Origin of the sequence: Arcicella aquatica, from assembly GCF_034928825.1 — a bacterium.
Taxonomy (GTDB): Bacteria; Bacteroidota; Bacteroidia; order Cytophagales; family Spirosomataceae; genus Arcicella; species Arcicella aquatica.
On the sequence record NZ_JAYFUL010000001.1, the window covers coordinates 65,419 to 79,913 of the forward strand.

The 14,495-nt window shown below is 34.7% G+C and carries 14 protein-coding genes; 4 read left to right on the top strand and 10 right to left on the bottom strand.

Annotated features, from left to right (window positions below; all coding sequences use genetic code 11):
• Window positions 1-8: 8 nt before the first annotated feature.
• Together VB264_RS00240 and VB264_RS00245 are read left to right on the top strand one after the other, a co-directional pair.
• Entirely contained in the window at window positions 9-1,745 is a 1,737-nt protein-coding gene (locus VB264_RS00240) for an OstA-like protein (protein ID WP_323246016.1), read from the top strand.
• A gap of 286 nt (window positions 1,746-2,031) precedes the next feature.
• Window positions 2,032-2,547 (top strand): T9SS type A sorting domain-containing protein, encoded by a 516-nt coding sequence (locus tag VB264_RS00245; protein ID WP_323246017.1) that lies wholly within the window; start codon window positions 2,032-2,034, stop codon window positions 2,545-2,547.
• A 282-nt stretch (window positions 2,548-2,829) separates the two neighbouring features.
• Here the strand turns inward: VB264_RS00245 and coaE are convergent, their stop codons facing one another.
• From coaE to nusB, 6 genes are all read right to left on the bottom strand, one after another.
• Complete coding sequence (coaE, locus tag VB264_RS00250) at window positions 2,830-3,423, bottom strand: dephospho-CoA kinase (RefSeq protein WP_323246018.1); 594 nt, start codon at window positions 3,421-3,423, stop codon at window positions 2,830-2,832.
• A complete protein-coding gene (locus tag VB264_RS00255; RefSeq protein ID WP_323246019.1) occupies window positions 3,423-4,097 on the bottom strand; it encodes a YbbR-like domain-containing protein in 675 nt (224 codons plus the stop codon). Before VB264_RS00255 ends, coaE begins: the two co-directional genes overlap by 1 nt.
• 222 nt (window positions 4,098-4,319) lie before the next feature.
• Window positions 4,320-4,634, bottom strand: coding sequence for a preprotein translocase subunit YajC (gene yajC, locus VB264_RS00260; RefSeq protein ID WP_309914255.1), 315 nt, complete (start codon window positions 4,632-4,634; stop codon window positions 4,320-4,322).
• Window positions 4,635-4,673: 39 nt separating this feature from the next.
• Window positions 4,674-5,111, bottom strand: coding sequence for a DUF1573 domain-containing protein (locus VB264_RS00265; RefSeq protein ID WP_323246020.1), 438 nt, complete (start codon window positions 5,109-5,111; stop codon window positions 4,674-4,676).
• 28 nt (window positions 5,112-5,139) lie between these two features.
• Entirely contained in the window at window positions 5,140-5,439 is a 300-nt protein-coding gene (locus VB264_RS00270; protein WP_184130374.1) for a YtxH domain-containing protein, read from the bottom strand.
• Window positions 5,440-5,507: 68 nt separating this feature from the next.
• Window positions 5,508-6,767, bottom strand: coding sequence for a transcription antitermination factor NusB (nusB, locus tag VB264_RS00275; protein WP_323246021.1), 1,260 nt, complete (start codon window positions 6,765-6,767; stop codon window positions 5,508-5,510).
• 99 nt (window positions 6,768-6,866) lie between these two features.
• Between nusB and VB264_RS00280 the strand changes: the two genes are divergently transcribed.
• Together VB264_RS00280 and VB264_RS25085 are read left to right on the top strand one after the other, a co-directional pair.
• Window positions 6,867-8,648, top strand: a complete 1,782-nt coding sequence (locus tag VB264_RS00280; RefSeq protein WP_323246022.1) for an ABC transporter ATP-binding protein — start codon at window positions 6,867-6,869, stop codon at window positions 8,646-8,648.
• A 476-nt stretch (window positions 8,649-9,124) separates the two neighbouring features.
• The gene (locus tag VB264_RS25085) at window positions 9,125-9,253 is read left to right on the top strand and encodes a transposase (protein WP_407654637.1); all 129 of its coding nucleotides are present in this window, start codon (window positions 9,125-9,127) and stop codon (window positions 9,251-9,253) included.
• A 556-nt stretch (window positions 9,254-9,809) separates the two neighbouring features.
• On the opposite strand, the gene VB264_RS00285 is transcribed toward VB264_RS25085, so the two are convergent.
• The 4 genes from VB264_RS00285 to VB264_RS00295 form a co-directional block, all read right to left on the bottom strand.
• Window positions 9,810-11,567, bottom strand: a complete 1,758-nt coding sequence (locus VB264_RS00285; RefSeq protein ID WP_323246023.1) for an endo-1,4-beta-xylanase — start codon at window positions 11,565-11,567, stop codon at window positions 9,810-9,812.
• Window positions 11,568-11,797: 230 nt separating this feature from the next.
• Window positions 11,798-12,817, bottom strand: coding sequence for a non-reducing end alpha-L-arabinofuranosidase family hydrolase (locus tag VB264_RS00290; protein WP_323246024.1), 1,020 nt, complete (start codon window positions 12,815-12,817; stop codon window positions 11,798-11,800).
• A gap of 984 nt (window positions 12,818-13,801) precedes the next feature.
• Window positions 13,802-14,125, bottom strand: coding sequence for an IS1 family transposase (locus VB264_RS25090; protein ID WP_407654638.1), 324 nt, complete (start codon window positions 14,123-14,125; stop codon window positions 13,802-13,804).
• A gap of 23 nt (window positions 14,126-14,148) precedes the next feature.
• Window positions 14,149-14,478: a transposase-like zinc-binding domain-containing protein gene (locus VB264_RS00295; RefSeq protein WP_323246025.1), complete on the bottom strand. Its 330-nt coding sequence runs from the start codon at window positions 14,476-14,478 to the stop codon at window positions 14,149-14,151.
• Window positions 14,479-14,495 lie beyond the last annotated feature (17 nt).

Consider the following 14,495-nt stretch of genomic DNA (forward strand, 5'->3'; position numbering starts at 1 on the left):
CAAGATTTATGAAATATTCCACAAAAATACATCAAATAAAAGTAATTCCAGAATCGATGAAAGCATTTGAAATAGTCAAATCCATTTCCAGTACTTTATCGTATATTTTCATAGGATTAATTTTATCGTTTTTTACTTTTTTTTCAACCAATGCCCAAACTCCTGCTGGAAGCCAAGTAGAAATCATCAAAGCCGACAGTTTGATTGGCCAGAACCAGCCATTTATGCAAATGAAGAAGCTGATTGGGAATGTTGCTTTGCGACAAGGTACTACCCTGATGTATTGCAATCTGGCTATTTTGAATGAAACAACGAATATTCTTGAAGCTTACGGAAAAGTAAAAATTATTCAAGCAGATACGGTCACGATTACTGGGGATACTGCCTATTATTTTGGAAATGAAAGAAAAGCAATCATCAATGGGCATGTGAAGTTAGACGATAAAACGATTTTATTGACTACCAATAAGCTAGATTATAATTTGAATACTAGCATTGCTTACTATAATACTGGCGGTAAAATCATTGATAAAAAAAGTACGCTAACCAGTAAAGAAGGCTATTATAATACTGTTACAAAGCTATTTGATTTTAAAACGAATGTACATGTTATCGATAAGGATGGTAGCCTAACGGGCGATTCCTTGCGATATAGTACCTTATCCAAGGAAGCTTTTTTTATAGCCCCTACGTTGGTTGTTAATAAAAAAGATACAACATACGCCAACCCCGGTAGCCAATATAATACTATCACAAAGATTTCGAACCTCAAGGGACGGTCGACTGTAAAAACGGAAGATTATGTCATGACGGCCGATACAATGATTTACGACCCGCCAACCGAAATTGGTATTGCGATTGGGAATATTCATTTTGTCTCGAAAAAAGACAAGGCTATCCTGACGGGCGACCGTGGTAGATATTCTAAGAAAACTGGGGTTACCAGGGTATTCGGACATGCTTTATTGAAGAATGTTTTTGAGAATGACACACTTTTTTTAACGGCAGACACCTTGGTTTCGTTGGACAACAAGGAAACCAAAACCAAGAAAATGTATGCTTATAAAAGAGTAATGATTTCTAAAAGTGATTTTGCGGCAAAGTGTGACTCGCTGAGTTATAATGTTTCAGACTCAACTATTTATTTTTATCAGAAACCTATTCTCTGGAATTTAAAAAATCAATCTGAAGCAGACTCAATAAATATCCTACTGAAAAGAAATAAAATCAGTGTGATGAATATGAAGGGCAAGTCTTTTGTGATTGCAACGGATACGCTAACAAATTATAACCAGATTAAAGGGCGTAAAATGGTGGTTAGGTTCACGGATGATTCGAAAATTGAACGTGTGAATGTGGAGGGCAACGGTGAAAGCATCTATTACGCAATTGATGAAAAAAATACCCTAACTGGGATGAATAGAGTACAATGTGGGAAAATGAATATGAATTTTGCTAAAAATAAGATATCTCGCATAGCTTTTTTAGCTAAACCAGATGGTAAGTTTATTCCGCCCAAAGAAGTAAAAGAAGACGATAAAGAGTTGGATGGATTCAGGTGGCGAATCAGCGAAATGCCGAATAAAGCAAGTATTTTAGCAAGAGTTGCACGTCCTATTATTACCCCCTCATTAACTGCTTCAAAAGATTCTGTCTTGATAAAAAAGGTAGAAAAAAAGATAGAAAAGAAAATTAATGAATCACCACATAATAAAATAAACAAAAAAACGTTGCCGAAACTTTGAAAATTGAACTTTTTTAATATATTTTTGTTTTATCAATAAAATATTTAAAAGTCAAAGCAACCTTTCAAACGATTTTTAGGTCTATTATAATATAGACACTTAAAAATATTTATTAATTGACTAATGTTGTCTTCATAAAGAAATACTAAATGAAATGAAACCTATACTCTTTAATACAAAAGCTTGGTTACTTTGGGGATGCTTGATATCATCGATATCAGGGGTTGCTCAAACTACTGAGAATCGATATAAAAGTCGCTTGGAAGTTAAGCCAAAGCAAAAGACTATGAGCCAGATTACGAGCTCTTCATCTTATAAAAAGAGGTCTTTTTCATATTTCCAGCCATCTCACCTTTCTCTTGATAGGAATATAAACTATCAGCGTGCTGCTATTAGTCAGTATTTTACTAATTCTTTGATGGTACAAACGCCTAAAAACTACGCTACTAAAAATGAAGCTCAAGTGGTTGCATCAACTACTTCAGTAGAAACTAAAGTAGAAGAATCTTTTAGTGCTGACGATAAACTATTCAATAACGACAAAATATCAATTTGGAATATTTATCCTAATCCAGCGGATGATATTGCAACGATTAAATATAATATCTCCTCACAAGTAAACGAAGTAAAAATCACTTTTTACAACGTTTTGGGAAGTGAGATTAAAGAAGAAGTTTTAGACAAAGATGCTTCAAGAAAAGAGATTTCTACCAAAGATTGGGGAAATGGCATTTATTTATATCAACTGTCTGCTGATGGCAGATCACTGGTAACCAAAAAGCTTTTGGTTAGGCACCAGTGAATAGAAGCTAAAGACTAACAAACACGAGTCATCCCGAATTTTCCCTAAAATTGTGCGTTTTGGAGACAATTTGAGAGGATTTCTAATTATTATTGTCTAGTCCTTACTTTTCTTTCCTTGATGAAAGAAAAGTAACAAAAGAAAATCAAGAATTCCTAAACTCGCTTCGCTCAAACAGTAGGAATTCGGGAAAAATAAATAACAAAAAAGCGGTCAAAAACTAATTTTGACCGCTTTTTTGTTATTTTAAAATTCGGGATGACTCATGTTTGTTAGTCTTCATTATGATGTTGCCTTTAGTTTTTGATACAAGGCTAATACTTGGTCTAACAAGGGCTCTTTTTCGTCGTTGTTAATTACAAAATCAGCAATTTTCAATCGTTCACTTTCTGATATTTGTCTGGCTATGATGTCTTCAATGGCGGCTTCTGTACGCCCGTCTCTTGCCTTTACACGCTTTATTCTAAGGGCTTTTGGGGCATCTACCACAATTACTTTATCAAAGGCATTTCCATCTCCTGCTGCTTTCATGAGCGCAGCTTCATACAATACAAATGAATATTGTTGATGGTCGTCAATCCATGTTCGGGCATCTTGCCGAACTGCTGGATGTATTAGTGCATTTAATTGAAGTAGTAAATCTACATTATTGAATACTTGTGAAGCTACCCATTCGCGGTTGTAGTCGCCACTGGCAGTATAAGCATTTTCGCCTAATAATTGAATAATCGAATTTTTGAGGGGAATATTATGCGCGACAAGCCATTTAGCACGTGTATCAGCTTCATAAATTGAAATACCTAGTATAGAAAAAATCTTACAAACAAGGCTTTTACCCGAACCTATCCCTCCTGTAATACCAATTACCTTTGCCATTATTTTAATAATTCTTCAACCTCAAAACTTACGCTTACTTTGCTCTTATTAGTTTTCAATATGCCGTTTTTAGCAAAAGGCAACCCTATTTCATCATCAAAATTATCTTTAATCCGTTGTCCAGGCACTTTAATATAAATCGTGCTATCCATATCTTTCAACATAGATTCTGGGCCTTCAATGGTCAATACTCTTGGATTAAGATTTATCACACTCGATACTACATAATGCTCTTTCAAGGGAATATGTAAGCTATCTATTTTTAAGGTAAAATCTTTCTTGATTTTTCTATCAAATTCTATCTCAAAGCGGTCGGCTACTATATAGTTTACCTGTACATCTCTAATATACTCCGCAATAGAATCTGTGAGCATACCAGTATTCAAAAACTTAGTCTTCAGTGGCTTGTTGATAGCATACTGAATAGGCGTCTTATTGAATGAAAACGATTTACGTAATAAATCCCACCCGCTACCAGAAACATTGACAGAAATTTTTTCAGGAAGTGGCTGAGTCGGTATGTAAAGGGAATCGTCGTAAGTAATACGAATAGGAAAGGAAATTTTTTGTGAATAGCCTTCTTTGTTCAAGGCATTCATTATCCAAAAAATAATAGCAGCGAATAGGCTCACTATTACAGCTTTGAAATCAGTTTTTTTAGGAGCGGGTTTCATCTGAAAGAATTTACAAATTGAAGTTATCTCAAAAGATAGACTATAAACAAATTATATTCCGATAAAACCTCATCCCCAACCCATTCTCCTTCAGAGAAGGGGCTTTTTGAGTTCAAAAGCTCCCCTCTCTGAAGGAGAGGGACTGGGGGTGAGGTTGAAAGTCAAAGAATATTTAGTGTTCTTTTCTTTTAACAATCTCTTCAATTAAGGAAATGACAAATTTTATTCGCCAATCTGCGCAGAAGAGTCTTTAGAAATGGCTGTTTTCAAAAACACCATTCTTACTCCTTTGCTTGAATCTACTTCTAATACAACTGTTTTTTCTCTTACAGAAGTAACAGTACCGTGCAAACCACCAATCGTTACTACTTTATCGCCAGCCTTTAATGCATCAACGTATGCTTGTTGCTCTTTCTGTTTTTTTTGTTGAGGACGAATCATGAAAAAATACATGACAACGAACATACCACCAATTAATAAAAGAGAAGATGCACCACCTCCACCGAGCATTCCTTGTAATAAAATACTGTTAAACATATTTGTTTTTTGTTTGATTAAATATTCTTTGGAGTCTTACTATTTCTTTAGTACCTCTACTTTAAAAGAAAAAGTATTTTCGGCAGGAGTCGTATTTGCTATCGCTGTTACTGTTTTACTAAGCTTTCCTTCTTTGCCTTTACTATCAAATTTTACCTTAATAAAGCCTTGCTCACCCGGTTGAACTGGTGAAGTAGAGTACGAAGGTGTAGTACAACCACAAGATGCATTTACACTACTTAGCACTAATGGCATATTACCCGTATTTCTAAATTTATAAATGTGAATAATGGTATCACCTTGTGTAATTACACCTAAATCTACCGATTGTGAATCAGCTTGCATCACAGGGAATTTATCACTTGTCGGTTTATAGGCAGAGACAGAGTCTGCCATTGTCTGGCTATCGTTCTTTTGTTTATTTTGACAAGCAAAAAAAACACTAATACCCAATGCCAAAATGATTGCTTTTTTCATACGATGAATATTCGAATTAATTTCAAAATTAGGCTTTAGCTTTAATCTGACTCATCATGCTTTCTACATCTTCCAATAAACGTTCTGCTTTTTCACGTGCTTCATTTACTACTTTCTTACCTTCAGATTTTGCCATTGTTTCAGGAATTTCTTTTCCATCAATCAAATCTGAAATTAAACCTTGTAGTTGGTCACGATACTTTTGAAGTTGATAAAACAGTTTGTTACGGGTATTTTCTCCTTTATCAGGTGCATATAGAATTCCTAAGGCAGCTCCAACGGCAGCTCCAGTCATGAATGCCCAAAATGTTTTTGATGATTTACTCATTGTATTGCAAGTTATCGGTTAAAAAATCAAATTTATAGATTATGCCTGTTGCGTTGTTCAAATAATCATTATTTATTATCAATCAATCCTCGTCCCGACTTTCTGATGATTCCTTCTTTCTGTAATTTCTGCGAAAGTACGTCTAATAAACCATTTATAAACTGCCCTGACTTTGGGGTTGAATAGTTTTTTGCCAATTCAATGTATTCGTTGATTGATACTTTTACTGGAATACTCGTAAAATGAATCATTTCTGCCAAACCCAACTTTAAGATAAGCATATCTGTCATCGCCAGACGGTCGCCTTCCCAGTTTTGTGTTTGGTCGGTAATGATTTTCTCATACGATTCATCGTTATCCAACACATTATTAAAAAGGTCTACGAAGTAATGCTTATCCTCGTCCCAATTTAATGCCAAAGGCTGTAATGCCAAATCCTCCACTTTCTCAATCTTAAAAGTCTTTACACAAAGGCTTTTAAGCACATCCTTATTTTCGTTCCAATTTAGGTCTTTTTCCTCAAAATAATCAGCAATGAGGTGATGTTTCAGTATGAAAGTTTTTACAAGATACTGAACCAACGCCAAATCTTCCTCAAAAGTATGTTTTGTTATACGAAGGTACGATTGGAAAGTTGTATCAGGCAAGATTGCTTCTAAGAAAAGTTTACGCAAAAGGTTTTGGTCTTCTTCTCCCCACTTAGCATTGCTCCTGATAATACCCGTAGTAAACATCGGTAAATTCTTCAAAGCCATCAATACTTGATTTCTGGCTAATCTTGACGTACGGTGGTCTGTTTCAACTAAACGACGTTGCTCATCCCAAACGGCAATTTCAGTAATTTCCAACAACAATTGAAGCATTTTCAGATAAGCATCATATACTCCTTCCACCTCCGCTACCATGTTATCAGTAATCGTAGCTTTGTCTTTTTTTACATAACTTTTATATGATTCAAGGGCATGTCTTGCTGCATTTTTAGCCTCAGCAGGAATGGTATCATCTGTCGATTTCAGATTAAATAGCTCCTCAAAACGTTGTTCAGCCAACTTACGCAAAGCATCTAGCTTTAGCATTTGTTGCTCTTTAGGAATCATTAAGTCAAGATTTGGGAGAAAAGAATCAGCAATTTGGTCAAATGCTAACTGATAATCAGCACGTTCCGCTTGGCGGAAGGCATAAAGGCTTTGAAATGCCTTTGTTCGGAGAAGTCGTCTGTTTACCATTGGGTAATTTAGAAAGAACGTTTTGGTAGTGAAGCTTTGGTAAAGTAATATTACTTTATCCAAAGAGGGTGCAAAATTAGCATTTTTTAAAGAAAAAAGCATTATTCAAGCACAAAATTTTCAATATAAATGATAATTTTACTGAATACTAAAAGTGCTTAATGGATGAAACCTTTACTTTCTTCCATTGGTTATTGAAATATGAAATCCCTAAAGCATCTCAACCAATACTTTCTTAAATATAAATGGTACCTTATTCTAGGTACACTTTTTACTTTCATTTCCAATCTTTTTGGTGTAGTTCCAGCTCAAATTGTCCGCTATGCGCTTGATTTGGTCAAAGAAACCATCGATTTATACTTTCTGTATGATGGCTTTGCTTCGCAAAAAATGGTCTATGAATTCTTTGCCTTTTCAATCTTGTTGTATGGTTCATTAATTATGGTGCTGGCTTTATTAAAAGGATTCTTCCTTTTTTTAGTACGCCAGACTCTCATCGTAATGTCCCGCCATATTGAGTTCGACTTAAAGAACGAAATCTATCAGCATTATCAGACTCTTCCACTGAGTTTCTATAGAAAGAACAACACTGGCGATTTGATGGCCCGTATTTCAGAAGACGTCAATAAAGTACGTATGTATGTGGGTCCTAGCTTAATGTATGGGCTAAACCTTATTTCAGTGTTTATTCTAGTGGTTTGGTACATGCTTTCCGTCAACGAGAAACTTACTTGGTATGTATTATTGCCTGTTCCTTTTTTATCGGGTAGTATATACTTTGTCAATACCATCATCATGCGAAAATCTGAACAGATTCAAGCAAACTTATCTAAGATTTCTACTTTTACCCAAGAAGCCTTTTCGGGTATTAGAGTTTTGAAGGCTTTTGTACAAGAAGAACCATCAACAATAGCTTTTACCAAACAAGCCAACGTTTATCGGGAAAAATCATTAGATTTAGTCAAAGTAGATTCCCTCTTTACACCATTGGTTTCGGTATTGGCTGGTCTTAGTTCTGTGATAGTAGTATATGTGGGTGGTTTAGAAGTAATGGCTGGCAGACTTACCGCTGGGAGCATCACCGAATTTATTTTGTATGTCTATATGCTGACGTGGCCAATGATTGCCTTGGGCTGGACAACCTCGCAAATACAACGAGCGGCAGCTTCTCAGCAAAGAATCAATGAGTTTTTGAATATAAAAACTGATATTGTTTCAAAAGAAGATATTCGTCATACTGTTGAAGGGGCTATTGAAATGAAAAACGTTAACTTCACTTATCCAGATTCGGGGATTGTGGCTTTAAAGGATTTCTCTATGACGATTAAGCCTGGCGAATCTATTGCTATTTTAGGCACTACAGGCTCTGGGAAAAGTACGGTAGCCAATTTGCTTTGTAGAATGTATGATGCCTCCGCAGGAGAAATAAATATTGACAACTTGCCCATCAAAAGCTTGAATGTAAATATGTATCGTTCACAAATTGGATATGTGCCTCAAGATGTTTTCTTGTTTTCAGACTCTATCCGAAACAATGTGAGTTTTGGAAGTAGTGACATGACTGATGAAACCATCATTAAAGCCGCCAAAGATGCTGATTTATACAATAATGTGATAGATTTTCCTGAAGGGTTTGATACGGTTTTAGGAGAAAGAGGTGTAACTTTATCTGGCGGACAAAAACAACGCTTATCTATTGCACGTGCCATCGCACGTGAACCCCAAATATTAATATTGGATGATTGCCTTTCAGCCGTAGATACCAAAACTGAAAATCAGATTTTGAATAATCTACAAGAAATTATGAAAGGCCGAACATCAGTCATTATCTCGCACAGGGTTTCTTCTGCCAAATTAGCAGATAAAATCATCATGCTCGACGATGGGAATATCATAGAACAAGGTACCCATGAAGAACTGATGAATGCCAATAATGTGTACAGAGAACTTTACGAAAAACAATTACAAGTAGAAGAAGTATGAGTTGTGCGTAATGAGTTTAATATACAAGTGTCCTTTCTTTTATAAATGCTAATTAGTTTTAAGTATTTGGAATAAATAAATTGATATTGAAGCTGTTTAAACTTTCCATTTCTTAGGTGAAAGTACTGTATTTTTGAATTGATTTTTTCAAAATTTGTGAAGCATAGCATCGCTACGTTGAGTAAATTTTGGAACAAGCTATGCTAAAAGACTTAGTTTAACCCGAAAGGGAAAGTTTAAACAGCTTCATTATTAAATTTGTCTATAATTATAATTTTATGGGCAGAAAACTGACAATCATATTAACGACCGAACAACGATTGGAATTAGAGCATGGATACAAAACTGGAGATAGTCATGCTTTTCGCCAAAGTTGCCGAATGGTACTTTTGAAATCATCACACAAATTAACCAAGGACATTTGTCAAATTCTTGGAAAAATTTAATACACAAATCTAAGAGCCGAAGCGGAACGGATTAAGTTTTGGCAAAAACGTGGGCTTTACATCTTTTATCTGTCTCAATATTCACCACATCTTAACATTATTGAAAGATTATGGCAAGAGCTAAAAGCCAAAAGGATAAAACCCGAAGATTATTTATAATATTTCGCACTGGTATTAATTTTAAAGAACAAAGGTATTACATTAAAAATGAATCACTTTGTACAATGTAGCTAAAGAGGTTATTCGTCAATTTTGGTGAATGAGAATCACTCAAATGACAATTTACTCAACTCGAAAATTTCTATGGAACTGGAACTTTCTTTTAATTTCAACCAAATATCTGTCTCTCAAAGAATATATCCAAAAAAGAAGCTAAATTTTAATTTTGTTAGCACATCCAAAATGCAAAAATCCCTAAAATATATCAAATTAGTGCATATTTAGGGATTAATTTTAATACAAAATATTGATTTTCAGTTAGTTATACCAACAAGAAAAGCCCTGCTACGGGAATGGGAATTGACTGTATAGAAATGATGCGGTATTATCAGGATTTGGGAAAATAAGTAAAAAAATATAGAGCATTCGTTCCTTGTTAGACTGATACAATTTTACAATGTTCAATCACCCAAAGAATAAATGCTCCATAAAACTTAGGTTGTGTCATAACCTTCTGGGCAAATTAACTCAGGAGGTTGATGCTAAACTTTCTAAGTTATCTTTGGATATATATTTTTTTAGTAACCCTTCCACTTTCTTTCTCTAACACTAAATAATAGAAAGCTGTTGTAAGTTGAGAACAATCAACACTAATGGTGTGAGTGCCAACTTCATATTTTTGAGAAGCTAAATTCTTAACTACTCTTCCTTCCGAACCATACAGATTAATATTAATATCTTGTTCTTTTTCATTATAAAACTCAACATTGGTATATCCATTTATCACAGGATTCGGGAAAATATTTAGTTGAATATCATCAGCAGAAATTTCTGAATTCACTTCTGAAACAGCTTCAATACGGGCACCCGCCGATGCAAATTCAATATATCCATTACAATTCATCATTTGGCTACTACCGCCACCCCCACATCTTCCATTAGAATATAATGAAGTATTAATGGGTTGATTCTCAGCTTGTAATGTAGTTCCATTCACTTGTAAATAATCCACTTCTACATCCCAAGTACCTACATCATTGAAAACCTCTAATCGTACTGTTCCTGTCGCAGTTGACGATACGGTATAATTTGCAAAAGAAGTTGTTAAATTATATGTGCTGATGGCAACGTTATTAATCGTTAATCTAAGTTGAGCTCCAGCAGCTGTACCTCTGGCTCTCACCACAAATGAGCGATTTGTACTTACCGCACATCCCCCAAATGGTGCAGGAGCTGGGCAGCATGAAAGCGTTGGACGACCCGCCAAATAAGATTTAAGCCATGTCATGGCTGGTCTATCTCCACCATTGCCATAAATAATACCACTATCTGTACCACCAGCACCTGATTGACCATTTCCGTTAATCCAAGTAGTTCCTTGTACATAACCCCAAAGTGTAATACCAGCAACTCGTGGATGTTCCCATGCAACAGGAATCAGACGACTAAACACATCTCTTTGCTTTGTTTCATTTGGATTTGCGGGTTGGTCAAATTCAGTGATGTGAATTGGTACACCCGTATTATTCCAAATTTCATCAATACAGGCTTTGAAATTGGCAGCTGTCAAATTTTCAATACCATGAGATTGCAAACCTACACCATCAATTAGGTTTTTCTGACCATTAGTAAGATTTGGAGCATTTTTTATGGCATTTACTATCGCAATATAAGGGGCTCTACAATTATTCCAATTCATCTCTACATTGTATTCATTAATTAACAATGTCGTATTCGGAAATGCCTTACGAGCCAACTGAAAGCACCATATTGCCCAACCATATTGATTATTCAAATCACCAGCATTGGCAGCTTCTGCCCGATAGCCAGCCGTTAGAGCCGCTCTCAGATTTGCCGTCATTGGTGTATTTACGGGTTCGTTCAGTACATCAATCATCTTTAATCCTCCCAAAGGATTGTAATGAGCAGCCGCGGCATTGATAAAATCTCTAACCGAAGCCGTCAAAGTAGCAGTGCTGGCAGTAGCCACCCAACCAGGAGTTTGTGCTCCCCATACCAAGGTATGAAACTTAAATAAACCACCATTGTTCTTAGCCCAGTTGTAGGCAAGATCAGAACCTGTCCAGTTATAAACACCCTTTGTGCCTTCTATTGAACCCCACTTTGAGGCATTTTCACAAGTTGCCTGATTCCAGAATGTACCATAATTTCCAGGTACGTTACCTGCTATAATATTACCAAAATATTTTCCTTTACATCTACCCAATTGAGCTTGAGCAGTGTAAGAAGTCATTGTGATTAATGTAAGCACTACAAAATGCTTCATTAGTAAAATTGTTGTATTAATTTTCATGTCTTTTTTGGATTGTTTTGAATAGTTTTAGATAATGTTTGAAAAGCAGTTTATATATTCGCTATTGCATACCTTTCTTCTAAGTAGTTGTTAAATTTTAAGTCAATAAGTTGTCAAGTTAAAGGATGTACATAAGATATTTATTATCAATTAGTTACATAAGTTTTTCAGATTTAAAATAACATTATTTACTTCCTAACGAATACGATAACAGCTCAGGAAATAAAGATTTAGAAGTTTTGCATTAAACCTAAATCATAAGGTATTCTGATATAATCTCCATAACTGCCATTTACTACGCCTTGAAAGAATATTTCACAACGGTCTATGTTATTGATTTCCATCAACTGATTACTACCTGACCGTAAAATTTCACCATGCGATACTTGGTCTGTCCAGTGACCATTATTTTCGGTCAATCTTGATTTAATTGCCCATTCTTCTGAAACCTTAGTCCATGTTCCATCCAAAGTATTTGCAGTCCAAAGTTCAAAATGTCTGGTAATATCTTCTACCATCATATAGAATTTGCCATCCGCTTTATTTTTATAAACATGGGGTGCCTCAAAAGTATTACTTGCAGCTACGGTTGGTGCAGACCACCCACTTGGGAAATTTGCAATGGTAGTTCTTCTTCTTTTAATGGTGCTTGAACCATCTTGGGCTGAATAGAAACAATAAACATAGTTATTATCTGCAATACACCAGAAGTCAATACCATCATTAAAGCCCAATCCTTTACCAGCAGCCCAGCCCCCATAATTAGAAACACTTGAATTGGTAGAATAGGTAGCACCTAAACCTGATTGGTAAATAAGAAACCACTTACCTTTTGCGGGGAAATTAAATACTTGCGGTGCACAGAAATATCCACCACCATTCAATGAACTCATAAATCTACGTGGCTCACTTTTCATATTGAATAATGAGGCTGCATTTACATATCCCATTTTCCACTGATTGCCGTCTGTTCCTGTATAAAATACGTGCCATTTGCCCCCATCATAAACCAATGATGGATCTTTTACAGCAACAGATTCATAAGAACCACCAGCTCCCTGCTCAAATAATTTACCACCAGTTTTCCAATTTGGATTAGCAATGGCACTAACTTTTGCACTTTTGCTGGGATTTGATGTTGCTTCCACATTTGAAATTACATCATCATTTGTATTTGTACTGCAGCTTGCCAAAGCTACTGAGATTACGGCTACACTGATTTTCAGTGTGTTTTTTGTTGTTTTAAACATGATTGTTTTAGAAGTTAAAAAATAAAAAAGCAATGCTGAATCAAGAAATATTTATAATGTCCATAGAAAATAATATAATTGTTGCGTAGCAAGGTTAGGTATTGAGGCTTTCAACTACTATATGGCAAGGATTGTCTGATTAAATGAAGTAGTGTGCGATTATTAAGGATATCGCGATATTATAATCGGTATGAGAAACTTACTTTTATCAATTTGGGAATTAAATTCTCTTCGAGCTGATTACTTGTATTTTCAATAAAAGCCAAATTTAATTATTGAAGAAAATATAAATCTAAATAAATATAAGTCAATAAATTGTTGAAATTTTAATGTTTTTTCACTCAAATGTAACTAATAAAATCACAAAATAAACTTTTTAATATATAATTATTTCCGTAAGTAGAATCAGTATTTATTTTTTCAAATTATATATATGACGTTAATTGTAAAATTTCTGCTTATGTGTAATATTAAAATTACGTTTTTGTATTATTCTTATATAATATTAAGTTTTATAAATTGTTATTCTGTTCTATTCTGTTCTATATAAGTTAATTTCACTCAAAATAAAATTTATTTTGAGTGAAATGCAAATTTATTTTAATATTTTTTACAAAAATAGTTCAATTTTGTAAAAGTGCTTATTGTAAGACAGGGCCTAACCTCATTTTAATAGTTCGTGAAAACTCTTTGTTACTTCAAGAAAAGCTTGAAATAAAATGGCGATTTAGAAGCAACATATTGAAGCTGTTTAAACTTTCAGTTTCTGAGGTGAAAGTATTGTATTTTTGAATTGATTTCTTCAAAATTTGCTAACCATAGTATCGCTACGTTGAGTAAATTTTGGAACAAGCTATTCTAAAAGACTTAGTTTAACCCGAAAGGGAAAGTTCAAACAGCTTCATTAGCAAAAAGCTGTAAGGAATCATTAAAATATTAGGTAGTGTTTCAGAATGTATGCTGTTAGATTGCGGCATTTTTAAGCTATATGTAAGTTTTTATAAACCCATAGTGCATATCATCCTTTTTTGAAAAACAGATAGTTTTACGACATAATCTCTTCAAATGAGTTCTAAAATTGAGGTTTTGTCTCTCTATCTTTTGAGTCTTAGCTTTTGAAATTGTGTGTTTTTCAGGTGGAATATGTTTTTTGTAAGACCGCCAGTCATCAGTATAGTAATGTTTTATGGTCAAATGACTTAGTTTTTTGAATAGCTTTTGACAGGTTTTATCGTTTCGTTTACCGATTTGAAACGCTAAAATCTTGCGAGTATCGGCACAGTAGGCGTACCAAATCCACCTTTTGATTCCTTACGTTTACCAACCCAACTCTACATTTCGTCAATAATTACACGCTCATACGTTCCCTCAAAACAAGGTTCATGATGAGTTTTAAACCACAACCTTAGCACAAGAATTACTGTTACTGAACTCATTTTCAATATATTTGCTGTATCACGAATACCGTTGCCACGCATAGCCATTTCACAAACTTGCTTTTTAATGCGTGGATTTGCTCCTTGATATTTGTATACAAATTGAAATTGTTTGCGACAATCTTTGCAATAAAAGTTTTGCTGACCGTTGCCATTTACACCATTCTTTTTTACTTTTGGTGTTTGGCAATGAGGGCAATGTACTTTGACTAGAAAGTAAGACATTCTACAAAGTTATTGCC

Bases quoted from the DNA above. Each gene is read 5' to 3' on its own strand.
- VB264_RS00240 (WP_323246016.1), top strand. From the start codon at position 9: ATGAAATATTCCACAAAAATACATCAAATAAAAGTAATTCCAGAATCG.
- VB264_RS00245 (WP_323246017.1), top strand. From the start codon at position 2,032: ATGAGCCAGATTACGAGCTCTTCATCTTATAAAAAGAGGTCTTTTTCA.
- coaE (WP_323246018.1), bottom strand. From the start codon at position 3,423: ATGGCAAAGGTAATTGGTATTACAGGAGGGATAGGTTCGGGTAAAAGC.
- VB264_RS00255 (WP_323246019.1), bottom strand. From the start codon at position 4,097: ATGAAACCCGCTCCTAAAAAAACTGATTTCAAAGCTGTAATAGTGAGC.
- yajC (WP_309914255.1), bottom strand. From the start codon at position 4,634: ATGTTTAACAGTATTTTATTACAAGGAATGCTCGGTGGAGGTGGTGCA.
- VB264_RS00265 (WP_323246020.1), bottom strand. From the start codon at position 5,111: ATGAAAAAAGCAATCATTTTGGCATTGGGTATTAGTGTTTTTTTTGCT.
- VB264_RS00270 (WP_184130374.1), bottom strand. From the start codon at position 5,439: ATGAGTAAATCATCAAAAACATTTTGGGCATTCATGACTGGAGCTGCC.
- nusB (WP_323246021.1), bottom strand. From the start codon at position 6,767: ATGCTTTTTTCTTTAAAAAATGCTAATTTTGCACCCTCTTTGGATAAA.
- VB264_RS00280 (WP_323246022.1), top strand. From the start codon at position 6,867: ATGAAATCCCTAAAGCATCTCAACCAATACTTTCTTAAATATAAATGG.
- VB264_RS00285 (WP_323246023.1), bottom strand. From the start codon at position 11,567: ATGAAAATTAATACAACAATTTTACTAATGAAGCATTTTGTAGTGCTT.
- VB264_RS00290 (WP_323246024.1), bottom strand. From the start codon at position 12,817: ATGTTTAAAACAACAAAAAACACACTGAAAATCAGTGTAGCCGTAATC.
- VB264_RS00295 (WP_323246025.1), bottom strand. From the start codon at position 14,478: ATGTCTTACTTTCTAGTCAAAGTACATTGCCCTCATTGCCAAACACCA.